The sequence below is a fragment of the Burkholderia sp. Ac-20353 genome (assembly GCF_017104785.1).
In the GTDB taxonomy this organism is placed as follows: Bacteria; Pseudomonadota; Gammaproteobacteria; order Burkholderiales; family Burkholderiaceae; genus Burkholderia.
Map to the genome: position 1 here is coordinate 1 of NZ_JAAGPL010000062.1, position 23,850 is coordinate 23,850.

The window sequence follows — 23,850 nt, forward strand, 5'->3', positions numbered from 1 at the left end:
ACAACGCGCGGCGCATCGCGATGGGCGCGGCCGGCGCGGCGTTCGCGGCGCGCCATCGCGGCGCGACGGCCCGTACCGTCGACGTGCTCGCTGCGCTGCTGCCGCCCGTCACGAATGGCGAACGGGGCGAGCAGGGCGAGTAGGCGAGTAGGCGCCCGCCGTGCGGCGTGCAACGGCGGCCGACGCTGTTCACGCCGCGCCGCCGACGGCGTCATCGCTCAGACAGTCAGCAGTCCCTTCTTCTCGATGAACGCGACGACATCCGTGACGCCGGCGAGCGCCTTCAGGTTCGTCATCACGTACGGCCGCTCGCCGCGCATCTTCTTCGTATCCGATGCCATCACGTCGAGGTTCGCGCCCACCAGCGGCGCGAGATCGGTCTTGTTGATCACGAGCAGGTCCGACTTCGTGATGCCGGGGCCGCCCTTGCGCGGAATCTTCTCGCCGCCCGCCACGTCGATCACGTAGATCGTCAGGTCCGACAGCTCGGGGCTGAACGTCGCCGCGAGGTTGTCGCCGCCGGACTCGATGAACACGATGTCCGCGTCCGGAAAGCGCGCGAGCATCCGGTCGACGGCCTCGAGATTGATCGACGCGTCCTCGCGGATCGCGGTGTGCGGGCAGCCGCCCGTCTCGACGCCCATGATCCGCTCCTCGGGCAGCGCGCCCGCGACGGTCAGCAGGCGCTGGTCTTCCTTCGTGTAGATGTCGTTGGTGATCGCGACGAGGTCGTAGCGGTCGCGCATCGCCTTGCACAGCATTTCGAGCAGTGTGGTCTTGCCGGAGCCGACCGGGCCGCCGATGCCGACGCGCAGCGGCGGCAGCTTCTTCGTGCGGCGGGCGGACGGGGAGTAGGGTGCGTTCATGGCGGGTAGCGTGTGGGTCAGGAGCGGAACAACCGCGAATACTGGGTTTCGTGCCGTGCGGACAGGATGCCGAGCTGCGGCGCGAACGTGTTGATCGCGTCGGGCGGCGTCGCGAGCGCGCGCTGCACGGCCGCGTCGATCGCACCGCGCAGCGCGACGATGATGCGTTGGCCCGCGAGCTGGCCGAGCGGCACCGCCTTCAGCGCGGCGGCGGTCTGGTTTTCGACCCAGCCGAATGCGTACGCGGCGAGCGTCGCGTCCGCGCGTGCGTCGTGTGCGGCCGCTGCGAACGCGAACGCGGTCGGCAGCGCGATCGGCGTGAGGCTCGACAATGTCGCGCGGCGCGCGGCGTCGCCCCATTCGAGCGACGTGCACAGCTGCGCGAGCGACCAGCCCATCTGCTCAGTCTCGCGGCGCAGCTCGGCCGATTCGCGGCTCGCGACGAACCACGCGTTTTCGCGTGCGAGTGCGTCGGCATCGTGCGCATGCCAGCGCGCGAGCTGGTGCGCGAGAAACGGCAGCTCGCCGTGCGCGAGCACGTCGGTCAGGCCGCTCGCGATCCAGTCGCGCGCGGTGTCGGCATCGCGGATCAGGTTCGCGTCGAGTGCCGCTTCCAGGCCCTGCGAATAGCTGAACGCGCCGATCGGCAACGCGGGCGACGCGAGGTGCAGCAGCGCGACGAGCTCAGCGGTGTTCATGATCGTGGGCATGGCCGTGCGTGCATCCGGGACCATGCTGATGATCGTGATCGTGATCGTGATCGTGATCGTGATCGTGATCGTGCGAGTGGCCGTGGTGTTCGCCGAACACCTGTTGCGCGAGCGCGTAATCCTCGGCGAACGTCGCGTCGTGGCCATGCCGGTGGCCGCCGCCATACGCGCCGGCTTCCGGCTGGAATGGCGCGTCGACCTGCTCGACCTGCGCGCCGAGCCGCCGCAGCATGTCGGCGAGCACGGGATCGGCTTCGAGCTTCAGATAGCCGTCGCCGATCTCGACCGGCGTGTGGCGATTACCGAGGTGATAGGCGGCGCGCGTGAATGTCAGCGGATCCGGCGCGCGCACGAGCAGCACGGTTTCGCGCGCGGCGGCGACGCGCACGAGCGCGCCGTCGTCGGCGACGAGCACGTCGCCATCCCGCAGCACGGTGCCGCGGGGCAGCACGAGCGCGATCTCCTCGCCGGTGTCGAGCGTGGCCGCGAGGCGGCTCTTGCAACGGGCGTCATACGCGAGCGTGAGCGTGGGCGCGCGCGCGACGAGCGACGCGGCGAGTCTGACGTTCGGGGCAATGCGTTTGTCGATGGTGCGCATGAATCGGGATCAGTGAATCGGGACCAGGAAATCAGAACAGGAAATAGCGCTGCGCCATCGGCAGCACGGTGGCCGGCTCGCAGGTGAGCAACTGGCCGTCCGCGATCACGTCGTAGGTTTCCGGATCGACGCTGATCGCGGGCCGCCATGCGTTGTGGATCATGTCGGCCTTCGTCACGTTGCGGCAGTTGCGCACCGGCACGATCCGCTTTGCGAGCCCGTAGCGCTCGGCGATGCCGGCGTCGGCCGCCATCTGCGACACGAACGTCAGCGACGTGCGCGCGAGCGCGCCGCCGCGCGTCGCGAACATCTCGCGGTAGTGGACGGGCTGCGGCGTCGGGATCGACGCGTTCGGGTCGCCCATCTGCGCGATCGCGATCATCCCGCCCTTCAGGATCATCGTCGGCTTGATCCCGAAGAACGCCGGTTCCCACAGCACGAGGTCCGCCCACTTGCCGGGCTCGATCGAGCCGACCTCGTGCGCGATCCCGTGCGTGAGCGCCGGGTTGATCGTGTACTTCGCGACGTAGCGCTTCGCGCGGAAGTTGTCGTGGCGCGCGGTGTCCTCGGGCAGCGCGCCGCGCTGCACCTTCATCTTGTGCGCGGTCTGCCAGGTGCGGATGATCACCTCGCCGACGCGGCCCATCGCCTGCGAGTCGGACGACAGCATCGACAGCGCGCCGAGGTCGTGCAGGATATCCTCGGCCGCGATCGTCTCGCGGCGGATCCGCGATTCGGCGAACGCGAGATCCTCGGCGATCGACGGATCGAGGTGGTGACACACCATCAGCATGTCGAGGTGCTCGTCGAGCGTGTTGATCGTGTACGGGCGCGTCGGGTTGGTCGACGACGGCAGCACGTTCGCCTCGCCGCACACCTTCAGGATGTCGGGTGCATGGCCGCCGCCCGCGCCCTCGGTGTGATACGTGTGGATCGTGCGGCCCTTGAACGCGGCAACCGTCGATTCGACGAAGCCGGCTTCGTTCAGCGTGTCGGTGTGGATCGCGACCTGCGTGTCGGTGTCGTCGGCGACCGACAGGCAGTTGTCGATCGCGGCGGGCGTCGTGCCCCAGTCCTCGTGCAGCTTGAGGCCGATCGCGCCGGCCGCGATCTGCTCGACGAGCGGCTGCGGCAGGCTCGCATTGCCCTTGCCGAGAAAGCCGAGGTTGATCGGCCAGCCGTCGGCGGCCTGCAGCATCCGCTCCATGTGCCACGGGCCCGGCGTGCAGGTCGTTGCGTTGGTGCCGGTGGCAGGCCCCGTGCCGCCGCCGAGCATCGTCGTGACGCCCGACGCGAGCGCCTCGTCGATCTGCTGCGGGCTGATGAAGTGGATGTGCGTGTCAATGCCGCCCGCAGTCACGATCAATCCCTCGCCGGCGATCACTTCGGTCGCAGCGCCAATCGCGATCGTCACGCCCGGCTGGATGTCCGGATTGCCGGCCTTGCCGATCGCGGCGATGCGGCCGTGCTTGATCGCGATGTCGGCCTTCACGATGCCCCAGTGATCGAGGATCACCGCGTTCGTGATCACCGTGTCGGGCACGTCGGCGGCGACGCGCTGCGACTGGCCCATCCCGTCGCGGATCACCTTGCCGCCGCCGAACTTCACTTCCTCGCCGTAGATCGTGAAGTCGCGTTCGATCTCGATCAGCAGCTCGGTATCGGCGAGACGGATGCGGTCGCCCGTCGTCGGCCCGAACATCTCCGCATACGCGCGGCGGCTCAAGCGTAGTGTCATGTCGTGCTGTTCCTGAAGACCTGAAGAGTAGGGCGCGCGCTCAGAGCGGCCCCATCACCTTGCCCTGAAAACCATAGACGGCGCGTTCGCCCGCGAGCGCGACGAGTTCGACCGTGCGCGTCTGGCCGGGCTCGAAGCGCACGGCGGTGCCGGCCGCGATGTTCAGCCGGAAGCCGCGTGCGGCTGCGCGGTCGAACGACAGTGCGTCGTTGACTTCGAAGAAGTGATAGTGCGAGCCGACCTGCACGGGGCGGTCGCCGGTGTTCGCGACGGTCAGCGTGAGTGTCGCGCGGCCCGCGTTCAGTTCGTGCTCGCCGTCGTCGGTGAGGATTTCGCCGGGAATCATGGGCAGGCCCTCACGGAATCGGGTGATGGACGGTGACGAGCTTCGTGCCGTCGGGGAAGGTCGCCTCGACCTGGATATCGGGAATCATTTCCGGCACGCCTTCCATCACGTCGTCGCGCGTGAGCAGCGTCGTGCCGTAGTGCATCACCTCGGCGACGGTCTTGCCGTCGCGCGCGGCTTCCATCAGAGCGGCGGTGATGAACGCGACCGCTTCCGGATAGTTGAGCTTGAGGCCGCGCGCACGGCGGCGCTCGGCCAGCAGCGCTGCCGTGAAGATCAGCAGCTTGTCTTTTTCGCGGGGAGTCAGTTTCATGAAGGCGGGCGTTCAGGAAAACGTAATTTTTCTCGGGGCACTGCGGCCGTGCGGAAGCGCGATTCATCGTAGCACCGCATCATCTGCCGCGCAGTGCGTATCGAATATGTAAGCAGCAAGCTGCGTGCCATGCATGCGGAGCGGCGCCGGATGCGCGTTCGTGGTGCGCGCTGCATGGGCGGCGTGCCGTGCCGGGTGCAGCGCTGCGCCGAAATGGGGCGTGAAGGCTGCGCTGCGCAACGCGCGGGATCAGGTCTGCCAGAGGCGCAGCGGCTGCGCGGCGACGCCGTGCACGATCGGGCGCAGGTACAGCCAGCAGTCGACGAAATGCCGCTGCAGCACCTCCATCGACGCGGCAAGCGCGCGCACGAGCACGATGCCCGGCGTCACGCAGGTCGCGCCCGCGCGCAGTGTGTCGTTGAACGGCATGCGTGTGGCGAGCGATTCCGCAAGCGCCGTATCGCACGCGGTGCCGGCTGCCCAAAGTGTGCCGTAGACCGGAAAGCCCGCGAGCACCTGCGGCGCGCCGCGCAGCGTGTCATCGGCCGCGAGCAGCGCGCGTTCGGTCCACAGCGGCCGGCCGTCGGCGTCGACGAGCGCCGATGTCGATGCGATGCGGCCCGCCGACCACGCTTCGCCGGCCGCCTGCCGGCCGAGCTGGGTCGCGTCCCAGCCGAGCGCGCTCGCGCCCGCGCCGAGCGTCAGCGTGAAGTCGAGCGACGCATGTGCGGCGTCGAAGAACAGGTTGTTCTGCGGCAGCCAGTCGAGCTTCGCGTGGCTGCCGAGCGTGATGCCGATGCGCTGGGTAGCATCGAGGCCGTTCGACTTGTACCACTTGGTCGCGCCGGGCGTCGTCAGCACCGCGTGCGTGCCCGCGCCGAGCGCGACGTCGATATCGAGCCGGTCGCCGCCCGCGACGCCGCCCGGTGGATGGACGATCACCGCGTGGCAGATCGCGTCGCCTTCCGGGTACAGCGGCCGCTGCACGCGCAGCGGGCCGTCGTGCAGCCGGTGAACGAGCGTCGTGCGCGCGCCGTGCCGTTCGAAGCCGAGTTCGAGGCGCGCGCGCCACGACTTGGCGACGGCGGGGTGGGATAGCGATGCGTGGGAATCGGGGGCGGACATCGTTGAAGCGAAGGACGGGTGCGCGGTAATGCTACAGGAATGCACCGCGAACGGATGCGCCCGGCGTAAACGGAATTTCAGTGAAAACGGCGGTTTCAACGTTTGCTGAAACCGGGTTGCCGAGTGAAAACGACTTGCTACACGGCGATCAGTTCCCGCACGCCGTTGGCCTCCATATCCCGCGCATCGCCGCCCGCGACGATTTCGCCGCGGCTCATCACCCAGTAGCTGTCCGCGATCGACCGCGCGAAATCGTAATACTGTTCGACGAGCAGCACCGTCATCTTCGATTCGTCGACGAGCTGCCGCAGCGTGCGGCCGATGTCCTGGATGATCGACGGCTGGATGCCTTCGGTCGGCTCGTCGAGGATCAGCAGTTGCGGCTCGCTCATCAGCGCGCGGCCGATCGCGAGCTGCTGCTGCTGGCCGCCCGACAGGTCGCCGCCGCGCCGCGCGCGCATGTCCTTCAGCACCGGAAACAGGTCGTAGATGCGGTCCGGCACCTTCGAAGGCGCCCTGCGGCTCGCCGCGCCGACGAGCAGGTTCTCCTCGACGGTAAGCCGCGGAAAGATGTCGCGGCCCTGCGGCACGTAAGCGAGCCCGGCCGCGACGCGCGCATACGGCGGCAGCGCGCCGAGCGTCCTGCCGCGCCACGACACCGTGCCGCTTTTCGCGGCGACGACACCCATCAGGCAGCGCAGCAGCGTCGTCTTGCCGACGCCGTTGCGGCCGAGCAGCACGGTCAGCCTGCCGGCGTCGGCGGCGAGGGTCACGTTGCGCAGGATATGGCTGCCGCCGTAATACTGGTTCAGCGAATCGATTGTCAGCATCGCATCAACGTCCGAGATAAGACTCGATCACCGCGTCGTCGCGCTTGACCTGATCGAGCGTGCCTTGCGCGAGCACCGCGCCTTCGGCCATCACCGTCACGCGGCCCGTATCGCCCGCGAGCGCCGCGACGAATTCCATGTCGTGCTCGACGACCATCATCGAACAGGTGCCGCGCAGCGTGTTCAGCAGCTCGGCGAGCTCCATCGTCTCGTGGTCGGTCATCCCGGCCGCGGGCTCGTCGAGCAGCAGCAGCGCGGGGCGCTGCATCAGCAGCATGCCGATCTCGAGCCGCTGCTTCTGCCCGTGCGACAACTCGCCGGCCGTGCGGAACGCGTGCGCTTCGAGGCCGATCAGCGCGAGCGTCTCCTCGATCCTCGCCTGCGCGCCCTTGCCGAGCCGTGCGCGCAGCGACGCGAGCCAGCCCTTGTCGGCCTGCATCGCGAGCTCGAGGTTTTCCCACACGGGGTGCTGCTCGAACACGGTCGGCTTCTGGAACTTGCGGCCGATGCCCGCGCGTGCGATTTCCGGTTCGCTCATTCGCGACAGGTCGAGCGTCTGGCCGAGAAACACCTTGCCCGCGTCGGGGCGTGTCTTGCCGGTGATCACGTCCATCATCGTCGTCTTGCCCGCGCCGTTCGGGCCGATCACGCAGCGCAGCTCGCCCGCGTCGATCGCGAGCGACAGCTTGTTCAGCGCGCGGAAGCCGTCGAAGCTCACTTCGATATCCTCAAGATAAAGGATCGTGCCGTGCGACGTGTCGATCGCGCCCGGCGTGACGACGTGTCCCATCGCGGCGGTGCCGCTCACCGCGAGCAGTTCATCCTCGCTGGGCGGCGCAAACTGGTAAAGGGCGGTTCCGTTCATGCGCGTTTCCCCTTCGCGATCGCGGCTTCGACGAGACCCATGATCCCGCGCGGCAGCAGCAGCGGCACGAGCACGAAGATCAGGCCGAGGAAGAACAGCCAGTATTCGGCGAAATACGCGGTGAAGAAGCTCTTCGCGCCGTTCACCGCGAACGCGCCGACGATCGGCCCGATCAGCGTGCCGCGTCCGCCGACGGCGACCCAGATCGCCATCTCGATCGAGTTGCCGGGCGACATCTCGCCGGGGTTGATGATGCCGACCTGCGGCACGTACAGCGCGCCGGCGACGCCGCACAGCACGGCCGACACGGTCCACACGAACAGCTTGTACGCAAGCGGGCTGTAGCCGAGAAACATCAGCCGCGTCTCGCCGTCGCGCACCGCGGTGACGACGCGCCCGAGCTTGCTCGTGACGATCGCGCGCGCGGCGACGAACGCGAGCACGAGCGTCGCGAAGGTCAGCAGGAACAGCACCGTGCGCGTGCCGGGCGACGTGATCGGGAAACCGGCGATGCGCTTGAAATCGGTGAAGCCGTTGTTGCCGCCGAAGCCGGTTTCGTTGCGATAGAACAGCAGCATCGCCGCGAACGTCATGGCCTGCGTGATGATCGACAGGTACACGCCTTTCACGCGCGAGCGGAACGTGAAGAAGCCGAACACCCACGCGAGCGCGGCGGGCACGAGCACGACGAGCGCGAGCGCAACCGCGAGATGCTGCGTGCCGCTCCAGTACCACGGCAGCTGGTGCCAGTCGAGGAACACCATGAAGTCGGGCAGGTCGCTGCCGTATTTGCCGTCGCGGCCGATTTCGCGCATCAGGTACATGCCGATCGCATAGCCGCCGAGCGCGAAGAACAGGCCATGGCCGAGACTCAGGATGCCGCAGTAACCCCACACGAGATCGAGCGCGAGCGCGGCGATCGCGTAGCACATCAGCTTGCCCGCGAGCGTCATCGCATACGCGGACAGATGGAACGCGCTCGACTCGGGCGCGACGAGCGCGGCGAGCGGCACGCCGACGCCGATCGCGATGCAGAGCGCGACGAGCGCGAGCCACGCGCGGCGCGACAGCAGCGCAGGGCGCGGCGGTAAGCCGAGCGCGAAGCCGTCGGTCGAACGCGGGGCGGCGGGCGTCGGCGCCGCGGCGACGGGATTCGACAGGGAATTCGTGACGGAAGTCATGCCGGTGCTCCGGTGCGTGCGGGTTGTTTCATGTCAGCCTCGTCGGGGCTGCCGCAAGGAGGCCGACAGCCGCTTCGGGAGGCAGCGAGCAAAGCGAGCATGGGTGGTCGTTTCACGTTATGCCTCCGCGCTGCGTCCCTTCAGCGCGAACATGCCCTGCGGACGTTTCTGGATGAACAGCACGATCATCACGAGCACCGCGATCTTCGCGAGCACGGCACCCCAGAATGGCTCGATCGCCTTGCTGACGAGGCCTAGCCCGAAGCCGCCGAGCACGGTGCCGGCGATCTGCCCGACACCGCCCAGCACGACGGCCATGAACGAATCGATGATGTAGTTCTGGCCGAGGTCGGGGCCGACGTTGCCGATCTGCGACAGCGCGCAACCGCCGAGGCCCGCGATGCCCGCGCCGAATGCGAACGCATACGCGTCGATGCGCGCGGTCTTAACGCCGACGCACGCGGCCATCCGCCGGTTCTGCGTGACCGCGCGCACGAACAGGCCGAGCCGAGTCTTCGTCAGCACGGCCCATGCGATGCCGACCACCGCGAGCGCGAACGCGAGAATCACGAGCCGGTTGTACGGCAGGATCAGGTTCTGCATCACGGTCACGCCGCCGCTCATCCACGACGGGTTCACGACCTGCACGTTCTGTGCGCCGAACAGCATCCGCGTCGCCTGGATCAGGATCAGGCTGACGCCGAACGTCGCGAGCAGCGTCTCGAGCGGACGGCCGTACAGATGCCGCAGCACGAGCCGTTCGAGCACGATGCCGACGAGCGCGGCCGCCGCGAACGATGCGGGCACCGCGACGAGCGGATACCAGTCGAACGCAGCCGGCGCGAAGCGCTGCACGAGCGTCTGCACGACGTAGGTCGCATAGGCGCCGATCATCAGGAATTCGCCGTGCGCCATGTTGATCACGCCGATCAGCCCGTACGTGATCGCGAGGCCGAGCGCGGCGAGCAGCAGCACGCTGCCGAGCGACAGGCCCGCGAACAGCGTGCCCGCGATCTCGCCGCGGCGCTGCAGCGTGTGCAGCGCGTCGAGCCCTTGCTGCGCGGCGTCGCGCACGCGCGCGTCGGGCTCCGCGTAGCTGCCGTCGGCGTTCGTTGCGACGAGCGGACGCAACTGCTCGATCATGTCGAGGTCGTGGCGCGCGGCGACGACCTGCACCGCTTCGAGGCGCTTCGCCGGATCGGCGTCGTGCAGCGCGGCGATCGCCCACAGCGCGTCGAGGCGGCGCTTGAGCGCCGGGTCCGTCTCCTTCGCGCGGGCGCGCTCGATCATCGGCTTCAGCGCGGGATCGGGTGACTTCAGCAGCGCGTCGATCGCGTCACGTCGGGCCGCGAGGTCCGGCGACGCGAGCGCGAGACCGGACCGCGCGCCGGCGATCTTCGTGCGCAGCAGATTGTTCAGCATCACCGGCTGCGCGTTGCCCGGCTGAGCGGCGGCCTGCGTCAGCGCGTCATGCGCGGTGTCGCCGGTCTGGATCAGGACGCGGCCGTCGTCGGTCGTGAGGGCGTCGCCGGACGACAGCGCGTCGAGCAGCGCGACGGCATGCGGATCGGGGTCGGCGGCGAGCCGTTCGATCGCGGCCGTCTTCGCGTCGAAGTCGTCGCCGGCGAGCGCGGCGGTGTCGGCGGCCGTCAGCGCCAGTGCGGCGCGCGGCGCGAAGCCGGCAAGGGCGGCGCACGCGATGAGCGCGACGGCGGCACGGCTGAAGAGAGTCGGCATCGGGATCCCCTGGCAGGCGTGGAGATCAGGCCAGCACCGCGCGCTGCCGGCGCAGGAACGCCGGAATCGAGCTGACGATATCCGGCTTGCCCTGGTTGCCCGCGATGAACGGGCTCCACGGCTGCGCGCGGATCGCGGTCTTGGTCTTCCACACGACGTTGAACTGCCCGTCGCCGCGGATCTCGCCGATCATCACCGGCTTGTGCAGGTGATGATTGCCGTCCATCGTCAGCGTGAAGCCGGACGGCGCGGTCACTGCCTGGCCGATCATCGCGACACGCACCTTGTCGACGTCGGTGCTCTTCGCCTTCTCGACCGCCTGCTTCCACATATGGATGCCGACGAAGGTCGCTTCCATCGGGTCATTGGTCACGCGCTTCGCGCCGCCGGGCAGGTTGTTCGCCTTCACCCACGCGGCGAACTGGTCCTTGAACTTCGTGTTCGACGGGTTCTTCACCGACATGAAGTAGTTCCACGCGGCCAGATGCCCGACGAGCGGCTTCGTGTCGATCCCGCGCAGTTCCTCCTCGCCGACCGAGAACGCGACGACCGGCACGTCGGTCGCCTTGATGCCCTGGTTGCCGAGTTCCTTGTAGAACGGCACGTTCGAATCGCCGTTGATCGTCGAGATCACGGTCGTCTTGCCGCCCTGCGAGAAGTTCTTGATATTCGCGACGATGGTCTGGTAATCGCTGTGTCCGAACGGCGTGTAGACCTCCTGAATGTCGGCATCCTTCACGCCCTTCGATTTCAGGAACGCGCGCAGGATCTTGTTCGTCGTGCGCGGGTATACGTAGTCGGTGCCGAGCAGAAAGAAGCGTTTCGCGCCTCCACCCTCGGCGCTCATCAGGTACTCGACGGCGGGGATCGCCTGCTGGTTCGGCGCGGCGCCCGTGTAGAACACGTTGCGCGACATCTCCTCGCCTTCGTACTGGACGGGGTAGTACAGCAGGCCGTTCAGTTCCTCGAACACCGGCAGCACCGACTTGCGCGACACCGACGTCCAGCAGCCGAACACGCATGCGACCTTGTCCTGCGTCAGCAGCTGGCGCGCCTTCTCGGCAAAGAGCGGCCAGTTCGACGCGGGATCGACGACGACCGGCTCGATCTTGCGGCCCAGCAGGCCGCCGCTCTTGTTGATGTCGGCAATCGTCATCAGTGCAGTGTCCTTCAGCGACGTCTCGGAGATCGCCATCGTGCCGGACAGCGAATGCAGGATGCCGACCTTGATCGGGCCCGTGCCCGCGTCGGCTGCGTGCGCGAACGGGGTCTTGCCTGCCAGCGCGAGCGCGCCGGCCATCGATCCGAACTTCAACAGACTGCGACGTTTCATCGGGTTCCCCTTCACGTGTTGGATGTGCGTGCGCCGCTGCGGCGTCGACCATCGGTATTACGCAAGGCATGTGCCAGTCGCATGCGTGCACGGCGGACGTGTCTGCGCACGCGGCGGCGCGCCGCGCGCGACGCCGCGTGCGGGATGGATGGCCCGTTGCGGTGCAGTATCGCGGGCGTGGATGGTGCACAGCGGGTGCAACGCGGGTGCACGGCCGGTGCACGTTCGGTGCACGGTTGTGCTTCACCGTTTCGGTGCTTACACTCGGGTTTCGACTTGCGTCGCACAGTGCCGGCGCCGCGTTGCTGCGCCGATCGTTCAATCCGAGGAGCCACCATGAGTCAGCAGTCATCGAACACCCCCGACCTGTCCGCATTCTGGATGCCGTTTACCGCCAACCGCCAGTTCAAGGACGCGCCGCGGCTGCTCGTGTCCGCGAAGGGGATGTACTACACGTCGCACGACGGGCGGCGCATACTCGACGGCACCGCGGGGCTCTGGTGCGTGAACGCGGGGCACGGCCGTGATGAGATCGTCGCGGCGGTGAAGGCGCAGGCGGAGGAGATGGATTTCGCGCCGACGTTCCAGATGGGGCATCCGAAGGCGTTCGAAGCGGCCACTCGGATTGCACGCCATACGCCCGGCGACCTCAAGCACATCTTCTTCACGAACTCAGGCTCGGAAGCGGTCGATACCGCGCTGAAGATCGCGCTCGCGTATCACCGCGCGCGTGGCGAAGGACAGCGCACGCGTTTCATCGGCCGCGAGCGCGGCTATCACGGGGTCGGCTTCGGCGGCATCTCGGTCGGCGGGATCGCGCCGAACCGCAAGGCGTATTCGGGCGCGCTGCTGCCGTCGGTCGACCATCTGCCGCATACGCTGAACATCAACGAAGCCGCGTTCTCGAAAGGGCAGCCCGCGTGGGGCGCGCATCTCGCCGACGAGCTCGAGCGCCTCGTCACGCTGCACGATGCGTCGACGATCGCGGCGGTGATCGTCGAGCCGGTCGCCGGCGCGACCGGCGTGCTGATCCCGCCGAAGGGTTATCTCGAGCGGCTGCGCGAGCTGTGCGACAAGCACGGCATCCTGCTGATCTTCGACGAGGTGATCACCGGCTGGGGCCGGCTCGGCGCACCGTTCGCCGCGCAGTTCTTCAACGTGACGCCCGACCTGCTGACGATGGCGAAGGGCACCAACAACGCGGCGGTGCCGATGGGCGCGGTCGCGGCGAGCGATGCGATCCACGACACGATCGTCAATGGCGCGCCGGCCGGCATCGAGCTGTTCCACGGCTATACGTATTCTGGGCATCCGCTCGCGGCTGCCGCCGCATGCGCGACGATCGACCTGTACGAGCGCGAACAGCTGTTCGAGCGGGCCGCGCGGATGGCGCCCGTGTTCGAGCGCGAGATCCACAAGCTGAAGGATGCGCGCCACGTGATCGACGTGCGCAACCTCGGCCTCGTCGGCGGCGTCGAGCTGAAATCGCGCGACGGCAAGCCCGGCGCGCGCGCGTACGACGTGTTCGTCAAGTGCTACCAGAAGGGCGCGATGGCGCGCTATACGGGCGACATCCTGGCGTTTTCGCCGCCGCTGATCGTCGAGGAGGCGCAGATTGCCGAGCTGTTCGCGATCGTCGCCGACGCGCTCAAGGAAACGGAGTAACGCGGGAAGAGGGAGCGGGCGCGCATCGCGCGCCCGTCGTGGAGATCAGGTGCGGCCGGCCAGGTGCAGCTGGTGAAGCGCGGCCGGCCGGCTGCGATCCATGCGATCAGTAACGCGGCACCGACGGATCGACATCGCGCGACCACGCGTCGATGCCGCCCTGCAGGTTGTAGAGCTTCGTGAAGCCGCGCGATTCGAGGAACATCGCGACCTGCGCGCTGCGCATTCCGTGATGGCATACGCAGACGATCTCGGCTTCGTCGTCCAGTTCCTCGCTGCGCGCGGGAATCTGCTGCATCGGGATCGACATGCTGCCCGCGATCTGCGCGGTCGCGATTTCCCACGGTTCGCGCACGTCGAGCACGACGGGCGCGGTGCGGGTCTTGTCGGCCAACCATTCCGCGAGCATCGCGGCTGTCAGGATCTGCATGATAGGCGGGGGCTCAGAACTTGAAGCGCGATGGCTCGATCGCGTTGACGAGGTGGTCGACGTAGGTTTCAAACACGTCGGCGACGCGGTACTGCTTGTCGTCGATGCGCGTGATGATCTGCGCCTTCATCACCGGACGGCCGCCGACGAATGCCGACAGGCGGCCGCCGATCTTCAGCTGCTCGAGCATTTCCTGCGGTACGACGGGCAGGCCGCCGGCCACGCAGATCACGTCATACGGCGCCTTCGCCGGCCAGCCGCGCGAGCCGTCACCCAGCGCGACTTCGGCGTTCGTCACGCCGTTGTTGTGCAGGTTCACTTCCGCGAACTTCGCGATCGTCGGATCGATCTCGACCGCCGTCACGTGTTGCGCGCGCGCCGCGAACAGCGCGGCCAGGTAGCCCGAGCCCGCGCCGATCAGCAGCACGTTCTCGTGTTTCTTCACCGCGAGTTCCTGCAGCACGCGTGCCTCGACGCGCGGGAACAGCATCTTGTGGCCGCCCGGCAGCGGCAGTTCGAGGTCCGCGAATGCGAGGTCGCGGTACGCGGCCGGGACGAAATTCTCACGCTTGACGATCGACAGCAGGCCCAGAACTTCCAGATCCAGGACGTCCCACGGACGGATCTGCTGTTCGATCATGTTGAAACGCGCTTGTTCGATATTCATGGTGTCATGCAGCCTGGTCGGCTATCAGCGGGGATAGAGAAACTTGTCGATTGTACCAAACCGGGCGCCCGGCCAGCCTTCAGAAGCCCTGCAATGGAGCTTATCGCTTGCTGTTCTTGATCTGTTCCTCGAATGCGAGGTCGAGCTTGCTGGCCTTGCGCGGCTTTTTGGGGCCAAGGTCGTCGACGAACTTCACGAATTCGTCGAGCGACAGCGGTTCGCAGCGTTTTTCGGCGGTGCCGCCCGAGCGGTCGACGAGATAGAACAGGCCGCCGGACATCGCGACTGCCGCGAAGTGCGGGTTGCCGGAGCGGGTTTTCAGGCGTTCGACCGCGTGGGTCGCCTTGGTGGTGCGCATGGTGCGGGTTCTGCAGCGGACTTGAGGTGAGGCCCACACTTTATCAACAACCGGCCGCGCGTGCGCGGCCGGCGCCCCGCTCAGACCGTGCGCGAGTAGCGCTGCTGCGGCGTGTGGACGAGATACGCGTCGAACGCCATCGCGATGTTGCGCACGACCATCCGGCCGGCCGGGTGGATCGTCAGGCGGTCGCCGGCGATCGTCAGCAGCCCGTCGCGCTCGAACGCACGCAGCTCATCCAGCTCGCGCGCGAAATGGTCGGCGAAGCGGACCCCGTGCGCGGCCTCGACGTGCGAGAACGGCAGTTCGAGGTTGCACATCAGCTGCGTGATCACGTCGCGGCGCAGCCGATCGTCTGCCGTGAGCCGCACGCCGCGCGCGATCGGCAACCGGCCCGCGTCGAGCGCCGCGCCGTACGCGGGCAGGTCCTTCGCGTTCTGCGCGTAGACGTCGCCGACCTTGCCGATCGACGACACGCCGATGCCGATCAGGTCGGTATCCGCGCGCGTGCTGTAGCCCTGGAAATTGCGTTGCAGCGTGCCGTTTTGCTGGGCCGCCACCAGTTCGTCGCCCGGCCGCGCGAAGTGGTCCATGCCGATGTACACGTAGCCGGCCGACGTCAGCATCTCGATCGCGAGCCCGAGCAGCGCGACGCGCGTCGCGGGCGGCGGCAGCGTTGCATCGTCGATCTGGCGCTGCATCTTGAACAGGTGCGGCATGTGCGCGTAGCCGAACACCGACAGCCGGTCCGGCGCGAGCTCGATGATCGTCTCGAGCGTGCGGCCGAAGCTCGCGACGGTCTGGTGCGGCAGCCCGTAGATCAGGTCGACGCTCACCGACTGGTAGCCCGTCGTGCGTGCGGCGCTCAGCAGGTCGGCCGTCATCGCGAGCGGCTGGATCCGGTTGATTGCCTGCTGGACGGCCGGATCGAAGTCCTGCACGCCGAGGCTCAGCCGGTTGAAGCCGATCGTGCGCAGATGGACGAGCGTCGCCGGCGTGACCGTGCGCGGGTCGATCTCGATCGAGAACTCGGCGTCGGCGTCCGGTGCGAGCGTGAAATGCTCGCGGGTCGCCGCCATCAGCTCGGCCGTCTCGTCGTCGGACAGGAAGGTCGGCGTGCCGCCACCCCAGTGCAGCTGCGTGACCGGGCGCGCGGGGTCGAACAGCGCGGCCTGCAGCGCCATCTCGCGCTTGAGTTGGTCGAGATACGGGCGCGCGCGGCGGCGGTTGCCGGTCGCGATCTTGTTGCAGCCGCAGTAGAAGCAGGCCGTGTTGCAGAACGGGATGTGGAAGTAGAGCGACAGTTCGCTCGACGACGCGCCCGGGTCGCCGGCCGCGCGTGCGTAGTCGGCGGGGTCGAAATCGTCGCGGAACTGCAGCGCCGTCGGGTACGACGTATAGCGAGGCCCGTTCGCGCCGTACTTCGCAAGCAAATCGGGACGGAACAAAGTGTCGGCAGAGCTCATCGCAGTCTCACGCTTTTTAGATGCATTCGAGTATATAAACGCGCGATTGGCCTGCATTGTGTAATAACGTCGCAGCCGGGGATGGCACAATGCGGGGTGCGGCCGCCGGACCCGAGGTGCGGCGCCGCGTTGTTACCGTCGTTCCGTTCGAGAGAGCCGAGTTGTCCGTCGAATTGCCTGTCCGCCCGGCGCCCGCCGAGATTCCGCCGCCCCATGCGTGCCGCGAGGCCTGCGGTGCGTGCTGCATCGCGCCGTCGATTTCCAGCCCGATTCCGGGGATGCCCGGCGGCAAGCCGGCCGGCGTGCGCTGCGTGCAGCTCGGCGACGATCTGCGCTGCCGGATTTTCGGCCGGCCCGAGCGGCCCGCGTGCTGTTCGGGGCTGCAGCCGTCGGCGGAGATGTGCGGCGCGTCGCGCGCCGACGCGCTCGCATGGCTCACGCAGCTCGAAACCGCGACGCAGCCGTCGTGATCGATTCGTTCCGACATTGAACCGGAATGTGACGCAGCGGATCGGAACAGGTGCTAAAGCGCCAACTCCGGCCGACCGCGAAGCATGGGGCAGGAGTAAGCGCTAAAGCGCCAACTCTTGCCGTCAAAGGAGATTCAGCATGACCGCCAGTCGCGCGCCCAGCCGGCGCCGCTTCCTCGTCGCCTGCACCGCCGCCGTCGGCGTGTCGGTGTCGCTCGCCGCATGCGCGTCGACGTTCCCGTTCATTCCCGACCACTACACGTTCTCGCGCGGCGACGTGCAGAAGGCCGTCGCGCGCAAGTTCCCGTACCAGAAGACCGTCGCGCCGGTGCTCGACGTGTCGCTCGCGAATCCCGTCGTCGGCCTGCTGCCGGACCAGAACCGCATCGCGGTGCAGCTTGACGCGCACTTCGTGAGCCCGTTCCTGCGCGCGCCGGTCGACGGCAAGTTCACCGTGTCCGGCCAGCTCGCGTACGACGCGCCGAGCCGCTCGGTCGTGATCAAGGCGCCGGCCGTCGACAACCTGACGCTCGACGGCGACGCACAGGTGTACACGCAGCAGATCGGCGCGGCCGCCGGTATGATCGCGACCCAATTGCTGACCAACTATCCGATCTACACATTCAAGCCGGAACAGCTGCAATTCGCCGGCGTGAACTACGAACCCGGTACAATCACCATCCTTACAAACGGCATACGCGTGGCGATCGTCGAAAAGTGACGTCGCGCCGCGCGCGGCCGGGCGGGCCGCGGCGGCGATGCGGCCCATTTCTTCGACCACTTCGAAACTGGGCCACGGATGGACTGGATACTGATCTGCAAGGCATTGATCCTCGGTGTTGTCGAGGGGCTGACGGAGTTCCTGCCGGTGTCGAGCACCGGCCACCTGATCGTCGCGGGCAGCTTCCTGAACTACAACGACGCGCAGGCGAAGACTTTCGACGTCGTGATTCAGTTCGGCGCGATCCTCGCGGTGTGCTGGGAGTATCGCCGCCGGATCGCGTCGGTCGTCACCGGGCTGCCGGGCCGGCCCGACGCGCGGCGCTTCACGCTCAACGTCGTGATCGCGACGATCCCCGCCGTCGCGCTCGGCCTGCTGTTCGAGAAGAAGATCAAGGCCGTGCTGTTCTCGCCGGTGCCGGTCGCGTTCGCGCTCGTCGTCGGCGGCGTGATCATCCTGCTGGCCGAGGCGCGGCAGCGCGAGCGCGGCGAGACGCCGCGCGTACAGTCGGTCGATGCGCTGACGCCGCTCGATGCGCTGAAGGTCGGCCTCGCGCAGTGCTTCGCGTTGGTTCCCGGGATGTCGCGCTCCGGCTCGACGATCATCGGCGGGATGCTGTTCGGTCTGGACCGGCGCGTCGCGACCGAATTCTCGTTCTTCCTCGCGATCCCGATCATCTTCGGCGCGACGCTCTACGAAACCGTCAAGGACTGGCACGCGTTCACGGTCGACTCGCTCGGCCTGTTCGCGCTGGGGCTCGCATCGGCGTTCGTCAGCGCGTTCGTCTGCGTGCGCTGGCTGCTGCGCTACGTCGCATCGCACGATTTCACCGTGTTCGCGTGGTACCGGATCGCGTTCGGGCTGTTCGTGCTGCTCGTCGGCTACAGCGGCTGGCTGAACTGGGCGTAACGACGGGCAGTGGGGAACACCCCAAAGCCCGGATCAGGATCCGGCTTTTGGGGTGCAATTCGATCGGCTCGTGCCGGTCGGGCAGGTTTTTTCATCAGGCCGTCGTATCGCGCACGCGCGGGACGCGGCCTTGTAGCGATCAGCTCGCGCGCTTGCGGAACACCAGGTCCCAGACGCCGTGGCCGAGCCGCAGCCCGCGCCGTTCGAATTTCGTCACCGGGCGGTAGTCGGGGCGCGGCGCGTAGCCGTCGGCCGTGTTCTCGAGCGACGGATCGGCGCCGAGCACTTCGAGCATCTGCTCCGCATAGTTCTGCCAGTCGGTCGCGCAATGCAGGTACGCGCCCGGCTTCAGGCGCGACGCGAGGTGCGCGACGAGCGGCGGCTGGATCAGCCGGCGCTTGTGATGCCGTGCCTTGTGCCACGGATCGGGGAAGAAGATGTGCACGCCGTCGAGGCTTTCCGGCGCGAGCATGTGTTCGAGCACCTCGACCGCGTCGTGCTGGATGATGCGGATGTTCGTCAGGCCCTGCTCGCCGATCAGCTTGAGCAGCGCGCCGACGCCCGGCTCGTGCACCTCGACGCCGAGGAAGTCGTCGCCCGGCCGCATCGCGGCGATTTCCGCGGTCGACGCGCCCATCCCGAAGCCGATTTCGAGAATGCGCGGCGCCGCGCGGCCGAACACCGCATCCCAGTCGGGGTTTTCCGGCGTATACGGGACGACAAAGCGCGGGCCGAGTTCGTCGAGCGCACGGCGCTGGCCGGTCGAGACGCGGCCGGCGCGGGTGACGAAGCTGCGGATGCGGCGCAGGTGCAGCGGATTGATTTCGTCGGCGCCGGGGGCGGCTTCGTCGGGAAGGGCGTCGTCGTGCGGCGGCAGGCCGGCTTCGTTCGGATCGTCGTGCATCATCGGTGACAGAGAAAGGCTCGGTTGCGGGCGAGGGCCCGTGGCGCGGATGGCGCGCCGGCCGGACCGGCACGCGGTACAAAAAAGCCGCCTTCGACGAGGCGGCTGACGCGCAGGCTGCGGTGCAGCCGAAAAGTGGAGCGGGCGACGGGACAGTCCGCGATCGACCCGAAATTCCTCTTACATTCAACTGCTTGCCCGGTCGCCTGCCTGAACGTCGAGCAGGCGGGCATGGGCAACAGGCCTGCCATGCAGGGGTCGGTAGAGTAGCACAACGCAAAATCGTCCGTCCAGCCGCCGTGCGATGCGCGTCAGGCGAAAACTCGAAACGCAAGAAATTAGTCCGTGTCCAGCTTCACGCGCGGCGGTTGTCCCGTCCAGCGTCGGTATGCATGGCGGAAACTGCGCGGTTCGCTGTAGCCGAGGCGTTCAGCAATCGCGGCGACCGTCAGCATGTCGTCGCTCAGCAGTCGGGTTGCTTCTTCATGACGAACTGCGTCCAGCAACGACTGAAACGTCATGCCGTCCTTGTCGAGCCGCCTGCGAAGCGTGCGCTCCGTCATATGCAGCGCGTTCGCAAGTGAGGTCATCGACTTGAAACGCGACAGGTCGCGTCCCATCAACTCCTTCGCGCGATCGGCGAACCGCGTCCCGATCGACGCAGCCCACTGTCGCTCGAGTGCCTCGCACTGGCAGTGCAGCGCATTGAAGCTGACCTCGTTCGCGAGCCGTGGCATCTCGGTCCCGTCCACCGTCGTGAACGCGAGACGATTCTCGCTCGCATCGAAATTCACCGTGCAGCCGAAGCGGCGCGCGTACTCGGTGCCATCACGAGGCGCGCGATGCACGAGATGCACGTGCGAAGGCCAGACCGGTTTGCCGACGAGATCGGACACGATCAAGCGAAGGCTGGACAGACACATGTCGGTCTGAAAAACCTCGAGATCAGGTTCACCGTTGTACCGTCCGATCGACACACTCATCCCGTCCGCGTGCGCATGGACACGGACGTCGAAGTAGAGACCCATGAACAACGGAAACTGGCTCATGCACTTGAGCGCCTGCGTGACGGAGCCGCTGATCAGCATCGCATAGCCGGCCAGTCCAAGGGTCGATACGTGGAGCCGGTTGCCGATCGCGAGGCCGATCGACGGCACCCCGCTGCACCGCAGCAGATTCCTGAAACAGCGCTGCTCCTGGCTACGGTTCACGTGAATGGTGGGCGACGCAACTTCGTCCGCACCGAGCCCCGTGCCTTCCAGCAATGCGGTGCCATCGATATGCCGCACACGACACTCGTCCAGCGCGACTGCTATCGCGTGAACGGTGGCGGGTATGTCCGCCTGGCGCCCGGCCGGACGTGCCAGTCCGAGCGATGAACGCAAGCTTCGCTCGGCTCCGCTTTGATTTCGATGGAACCTGCTGTCCATGTTGCCAATGCCGCGAATGGTGTGCGTAGAACATAGCCGGAACGGCTGCAGAACGCCAGTGGGGGCGCCCGCCCGCGGGCCCTTCACGGTGTCATTCCCGGCGAAATTAGCGGCGTAAGTAGCGGCGTAAGTAGCGGCGTAAGTGGCCGCGTGATGCGCGGCATTGCGTCCGGAAATATCCCCCGATTACGTCCGCTTTTCTCATTCGTCCTCGACTTTTTGGCACACCAAACTCGTTCTCGAATCGCGCAACCCACGCGTTGCCGACCCGATGAGTGTTGAAGTCATGGACGAACTCCACGTGAGGACAGCATGAAGAGCCAAAGGCCAGATCGATGCGCGTTTGACGGTGCGACAGATGACGTCGGGCAAGGTGCCAGTCGAGGTGTCGGAACCGGTCGAGGGCATGCGCGTCCACTCGGGCTCTTCACGCTGGTGATCTTCGGTCTGGCCTACATGCTGCCGATGACGGTGTTCACCACCTATGGGCTCGTCACCCGCGAGACGAACGGGCATCTCGCGGCCGCGTATGCCGTCACGCTGATCGCGATGCTGTTCACCGCGCGCAGCTATGGGCACATGGCGCGACTGATGCCAAGCGCCGGCTCGGCGTACACGTTCGCGAGCCGGAATTTCGGTACATCGGCAGGGTTCATGGTCGGGTGGGCATTGCTGATGGACTATCTGTTCATCCCGATGATCAGCTATCTGGCCATCGGCATCTACATGAAGCAACTGTTTCCGGCGGTGCCTTCCGGCGTGTGGATCGTGGCGAGCATCGCGGTCATCACCGGACTGAACATCGTCGGCATCAAGCTCGTCAATCGCGTCAACCTGATCCTGATTGCCAGCCAGCTGGTTTTCATCGCGATCTTCCTGGTCGCGTCGGCGCGGCTCGCGTCCGGGGAGGGGCTGACGATGACGGTGACGTTGCCGCAATCGGGCGACGCCCGCGCGATCCTGGCCGGATCGGCAATCCTGTGCCTGTCGTTCCTTGGTTTCGATGCCGTTTCCACGCTGTCGGAGGAGACGAGCGAGCCTCGACGTACTGTCCCGCGCGCGATTCTGCTCTGCACGCTGTCGAGCGGGGTGCTGTTCATGCTGATCGCCTACGCGGGGCAAGTGGTCTTTCCGAACTGGCATGCGTTCAAGGATCTCGATTCGGCCAGTCTCGAGCTGATGCAGCGCATCGGCGGCGGCACGCTGTCGGGGTTCTTCGTTGCGGTCTACGTTGCCGGCTGCTTCGCGAGTGCCATGGCCGGGCAGGCGAGCGTGACGCGCGTGCTGTTCGCGATGGGACGCGACCAGGTCTTGCCGGGATGCGTGTTCGGCCACCTGCATGCACGGCTCGGTACGCCGGTGCGCGCGACGCTCGCGGTCGGTGTCGTATCGCTTTCCGCGCTCTTCATTACGCTCGATCTCGCGTCGACGATGATCAGTTTCGGCGCGCTCGTCGCGTTCGCTGTCGTGAACCTGTGCGTGATGCGCAGCTATCTCGCACGGCCGGAGCACCGCCATTTGACGGGCTGGATCACGTTCGGCCTGATGCCGGCGATCGGTTTCGTGATGAACGTCTGGCTCTGGTCCGGACTGTCGCGCCAGACGTTCTATGTCGGCATCGGCTGGCTCGCGTTCGGGTTCTGCCAGCTGGTGTGGCTGACCCGCGGATTCACGCGCGCTGCGCCGACGCTGACGATGAGTTGAGTGGCCGGTCATCGGATTCCGGTCTTGAACCTGTGAAGGAGGAGTGAGGCAATGAACGGTGTTGACGTCAATCTCGATGCGGATCTGCAGGCGTTGGGCAAACGCCATCTGCTGATGCACTTCACGCACGCCGATGCGTATCGCGACAACGCGCTGACCGTATTCGACCGCGGCGAAGGATGCTGGCTCGTCGACCGGAACGGCAAGCGCTATTTCGATGCACTGGCCGGACTGTATTGCGTGCAGATCGGCTACAGCCACGGCGCGGAAATCGGCGACGCGCTCCGCGAGCAGATGGTCCGGCTGCCGTTCGCAACCAACTGGGGCTACGGCCACGAGCCCGCGATCCGTCTCGCGCACAAGCTCGCGGCGCTTGCACCGGACGACCTGAATCGCGTGTTCTTCACGTCGAGCGGGTCGGAGTCGAACGAGTCGGCGATCAAGCTGGTGCGCCAGTACCACCAGGCACGCGGCGAGCCGCAGCGGCGCAAGTTCATCGCGCGGCGCGTCGCCTATCACGGCACGTCGTTCGGCGCACTCGCGCTGAACGGAATGACCAACTTCCGGAAACACTTCGAGCCGTTGATGTCAGGTGTGCGACATGTCAGCAACACGAAGCGCTACGGTCGCCCGGTCGGCGAGACGGAAGCGCAGTTCACGCGCCATCTGCTCGACGAAATCGAATCGCTGATCGTCCAGGAAGGACCGGACACCGTCGCGGCGATCGTCGTCGAGCCGCTGCAAAACGCGGGCGGCAGCCTGACGCCGCCGGCCGGCTACGCGACGGGGCTGCGCGAGATCTGCGACCGGCACGGCGTGCTGCTCGTCGCGGATGAAGTCATCTGCGGGTTCGGCCGGCTCGGCGAGTATTTCGGGTCGCGCCGCTATGGACTGAAGCCGGACATCCTGACGTTCGCGAAGGGCATCGCGTCGGGCTACGTGCCGCTCGGCGGCGTGATTGCGAGTGACGCCGTCGTCGACACGGTGCTCGGCGGGCCGCAGCAGATGTTCCTGCACGGCGCGACGTACGGCGGCCATCCGGTCGCATGCGCGGCCGCGCTCGCGAACCTCGCGATCATCGAGCGGGAAGGGGTGCTCGCGAACGTCCGCGAGAACGAAGGGTATTTCCGCAAGACGCTCGACGGCCTGCTCGAATTGCCGTGTGTCGGCGACGTGCGCGGCGATGGCTACCACTACTCGCTCGAACTCGTGACCGACAAGCACGCGCGGCGCTGGACTGCCGGCATCGGCGCGCAGGCGTTCGTGTCGACCGTGCTCGCGCCCGCGATCTTCGATGCTGGGCTGCTGTGCCGGGCCGGCGTCGACCACGAGGGCACACCGATCGTGCAGTTCTCGCCGCCGCTCGTGATGTCGCGCGACGAGATCGCGTGGTTCGTCGCGCAGATTCGCGACATCATCACCGCCGCGTATGCGCGCGCGACGCGTTGAGCGTGCCGCGACGCCCCGTATAAAAAAGGAGCATT

General features: G+C 67.1%; 24 protein-coding genes. 6 read left to right on the forward strand and 18 right to left on the reverse strand.

Annotated features, from left to right (window positions below; all coding sequences use genetic code 11):
* Nucleotides 1–218 precede the first annotated feature (218 nt).
* The 12 genes from ureG to urtA all read right to left on the reverse strand — a co-directional run bounded on the left by ureG (nt 219) and on the right by urtA (nt 11,642).
* Nucleotides 219–866: an urease accessory protein UreG gene (gene ureG / locus G3N94_RS19025; RefSeq protein ID WP_205794129.1), complete on the reverse strand. Its 648-nt coding sequence runs from the start codon at nt 864–866 to the stop codon at nt 219–221.
* 17 nt (nt 867–883) lie between these two features.
* Nucleotides 884–1,564 carry an urease accessory UreF family protein gene (locus tag G3N94_RS19030; RefSeq protein ID WP_205794130.1) on the reverse strand — a complete coding sequence of 227 codons (681 nt, stop codon included), beginning with the start codon at nt 1,562–1,564 and terminating at the stop codon, nt 884–886.
* Nucleotides 1,551–2,174: an urease accessory protein UreE gene (gene ureE / locus G3N94_RS19035; protein ID WP_205794131.1), complete on the reverse strand. Its 624-nt coding sequence runs from the start codon at nt 2,172–2,174 to the stop codon at nt 1,551–1,553. Before ureE ends, G3N94_RS19030 begins: the two co-directional genes overlap by 14 nt.
* 31 nt (nt 2,175–2,205) lie before the next feature.
* Nucleotides 2,206–3,912 (reverse strand): urease subunit alpha, encoded by a 1,707-nt coding sequence (ureC, locus tag G3N94_RS19040; protein WP_205794132.1) that lies wholly within the window; start codon nt 3,910–3,912, stop codon nt 2,206–2,208.
* Between the two features lie 40 nt (nt 3,913–3,952).
* On the reverse strand, nt 3,953–4,258 hold the full coding sequence (locus G3N94_RS19045) for an urease subunit beta (RefSeq protein WP_205794133.1): 306 nt from the start codon (nt 4,256–4,258) through the stop codon (nt 3,953–3,955).
* A 10-nt stretch (nt 4,259–4,268) separates the two neighbouring features.
* Entirely contained in the window at nt 4,269–4,571 is a 303-nt protein-coding gene (gene ureA / locus G3N94_RS19050) for an urease subunit gamma (protein ID WP_006048588.1), read from the reverse strand.
* A gap of 249 nt (nt 4,572–4,820) precedes the next feature.
* Nucleotides 4,821–5,696: an urease accessory protein UreD gene (locus G3N94_RS19055; RefSeq protein WP_205794134.1), complete on the reverse strand. Its 876-nt coding sequence runs from the start codon at nt 5,694–5,696 to the stop codon at nt 4,821–4,823.
* Between the two features lie 137 nt (nt 5,697–5,833).
* Nucleotides 5,834–6,526 (reverse strand): urea ABC transporter ATP-binding subunit UrtE, encoded by a 693-nt coding sequence (urtE, locus tag G3N94_RS19060; RefSeq protein ID WP_205794135.1) that lies wholly within the window; start codon nt 6,524–6,526, stop codon nt 5,834–5,836.
* Nucleotides 6,527–6,530: 4 nt separating this feature from the next.
* A complete protein-coding gene (gene urtD / locus G3N94_RS19065; RefSeq protein ID WP_205794136.1) occupies nt 6,531–7,391 on the reverse strand; it encodes an urea ABC transporter ATP-binding protein UrtD in 861 nt (286 codons plus the stop codon).
* The gene (gene urtC / locus G3N94_RS19070; protein ID WP_205794137.1) at nt 7,388–8,572 is read right to left on the reverse strand and encodes an urea ABC transporter permease subunit UrtC; all 1,185 of its coding nucleotides are present in this window, start codon (nt 8,570–8,572) and stop codon (nt 7,388–7,390) included. The genes urtD and urtC overlap by 4 nt, the downstream gene beginning before the upstream one ends.
* A gap of 117 nt (nt 8,573–8,689) precedes the next feature.
* A complete protein-coding gene (urtB, locus tag G3N94_RS19075; protein WP_205794138.1) occupies nt 8,690–10,309 on the reverse strand; it encodes an urea ABC transporter permease subunit UrtB in 1,620 nt (539 codons plus the stop codon).
* 25 nt (nt 10,310–10,334) lie between these two features.
* The gene (urtA, locus tag G3N94_RS19080) at nt 10,335–11,642 is read right to left on the reverse strand and encodes an urea ABC transporter substrate-binding protein (RefSeq protein WP_205794139.1); all 1,308 of its coding nucleotides are present in this window, start codon (nt 11,640–11,642) and stop codon (nt 10,335–10,337) included.
* Nucleotides 11,643–11,978: 336 nt separating this feature from the next.
* Here urtA and G3N94_RS19085 point away from each other — a divergent pair, with 336 nt between their 5' ends.
* Entirely contained in the window at nt 11,979–13,307 is a 1,329-nt protein-coding gene (locus G3N94_RS19085) for an aspartate aminotransferase family protein (RefSeq protein WP_205794140.1), read from the forward strand.
* 106 nt (nt 13,308–13,413) lie between these two features.
* Here the strand turns inward: G3N94_RS19085 and G3N94_RS19090 are convergent, their stop codons facing one another.
* The 4 genes from G3N94_RS19090 to hemN form a co-directional block, all read right to left on the reverse strand.
* Complete coding sequence (locus tag G3N94_RS19090; protein ID WP_205794141.1) at nt 13,414–13,737, reverse strand: rhodanese-like domain-containing protein; 324 nt, start codon at nt 13,735–13,737, stop codon at nt 13,414–13,416.
* Between the two features lie 13 nt (nt 13,738–13,750).
* Entirely contained in the window at nt 13,751–14,404 is a 654-nt protein-coding gene (locus G3N94_RS19095) for a protein-L-isoaspartate O-methyltransferase (protein ID WP_124600277.1), read from the reverse strand.
* Nucleotides 14,405–14,504: 100 nt separating this feature from the next.
* Nucleotides 14,505–14,762, reverse strand: coding sequence for a hypothetical protein (locus tag G3N94_RS19100; RefSeq protein WP_205794142.1), 258 nt, complete (start codon nt 14,760–14,762; stop codon nt 14,505–14,507).
* Between the two features lie 80 nt (nt 14,763–14,842).
* Nucleotides 14,843–16,228, reverse strand: a complete 1,386-nt coding sequence (hemN, locus tag G3N94_RS19105; protein ID WP_205794143.1) for an oxygen-independent coproporphyrinogen III oxidase — start codon at nt 16,226–16,228, stop codon at nt 14,843–14,845.
* Between the two features lie 161 nt (nt 16,229–16,389).
* Here hemN and G3N94_RS19110 point away from each other — a divergent pair, with 161 nt between their 5' ends.
* The 3 genes from G3N94_RS19110 (at nt 16,390) to G3N94_RS19120 (ending at nt 18,328) form a co-directional block, all read left to right on the forward strand.
* Nucleotides 16,390–16,698, forward strand: a complete 309-nt coding sequence (locus G3N94_RS19110) for a YkgJ family cysteine cluster protein (protein WP_241021942.1) — start codon at nt 16,390–16,392, stop codon at nt 16,696–16,698.
* A 139-nt stretch (nt 16,699–16,837) separates the two neighbouring features.
* Nucleotides 16,838–17,419: a DUF1439 domain-containing protein gene (locus G3N94_RS19115; RefSeq protein ID WP_205794144.1), complete on the forward strand. Its 582-nt coding sequence runs from the start codon at nt 16,838–16,840 to the stop codon at nt 17,417–17,419.
* 78 nt (nt 17,420–17,497) lie between these two features.
* Nucleotides 17,498–18,328, forward strand: coding sequence for an undecaprenyl-diphosphate phosphatase (locus tag G3N94_RS19120; protein WP_205794145.1), 831 nt, complete (start codon nt 17,498–17,500; stop codon nt 18,326–18,328).
* Nucleotides 18,329–18,467: 139 nt separating this feature from the next.
* On the opposite strand, the gene trmB is transcribed toward G3N94_RS19120, so the two are convergent.
* Together trmB and G3N94_RS19130 are read right to left on the reverse strand one after the other, a co-directional pair.
* Nucleotides 18,468–19,235, reverse strand: coding sequence for a tRNA (guanosine(46)-N7)-methyltransferase TrmB (gene trmB, locus G3N94_RS19125; protein ID WP_205794146.1), 768 nt, complete (start codon nt 19,233–19,235; stop codon nt 18,468–18,470).
* 335 nt (nt 19,236–19,570) lie between these two features.
* Entirely contained in the window at nt 19,571–20,662 is a 1,092-nt protein-coding gene (locus tag G3N94_RS19130) for an AraC family transcriptional regulator (RefSeq protein ID WP_205794147.1), read from the reverse strand.
* Between the two features lie 312 nt (nt 20,663–20,974).
* Here G3N94_RS19130 and G3N94_RS19135 point away from each other — a divergent pair, with 312 nt between their 5' ends.
* Together G3N94_RS19135 and G3N94_RS19140 are read left to right on the forward strand one after the other, a co-directional pair.
* Nucleotides 20,975–22,366 (forward strand): APC family permease, encoded by a 1,392-nt coding sequence (locus tag G3N94_RS19135; protein WP_205794148.1) that lies wholly within the window; start codon nt 20,975–20,977, stop codon nt 22,364–22,366.
* A gap of 51 nt (nt 22,367–22,417) precedes the next feature.
* Nucleotides 22,418–23,815: an aspartate aminotransferase family protein gene (locus G3N94_RS19140; RefSeq protein WP_205794149.1), complete on the forward strand. Its 1,398-nt coding sequence runs from the start codon at nt 22,418–22,420 to the stop codon at nt 23,813–23,815.
* Nucleotides 23,816–23,850: the final 35 nt, after the last annotated feature.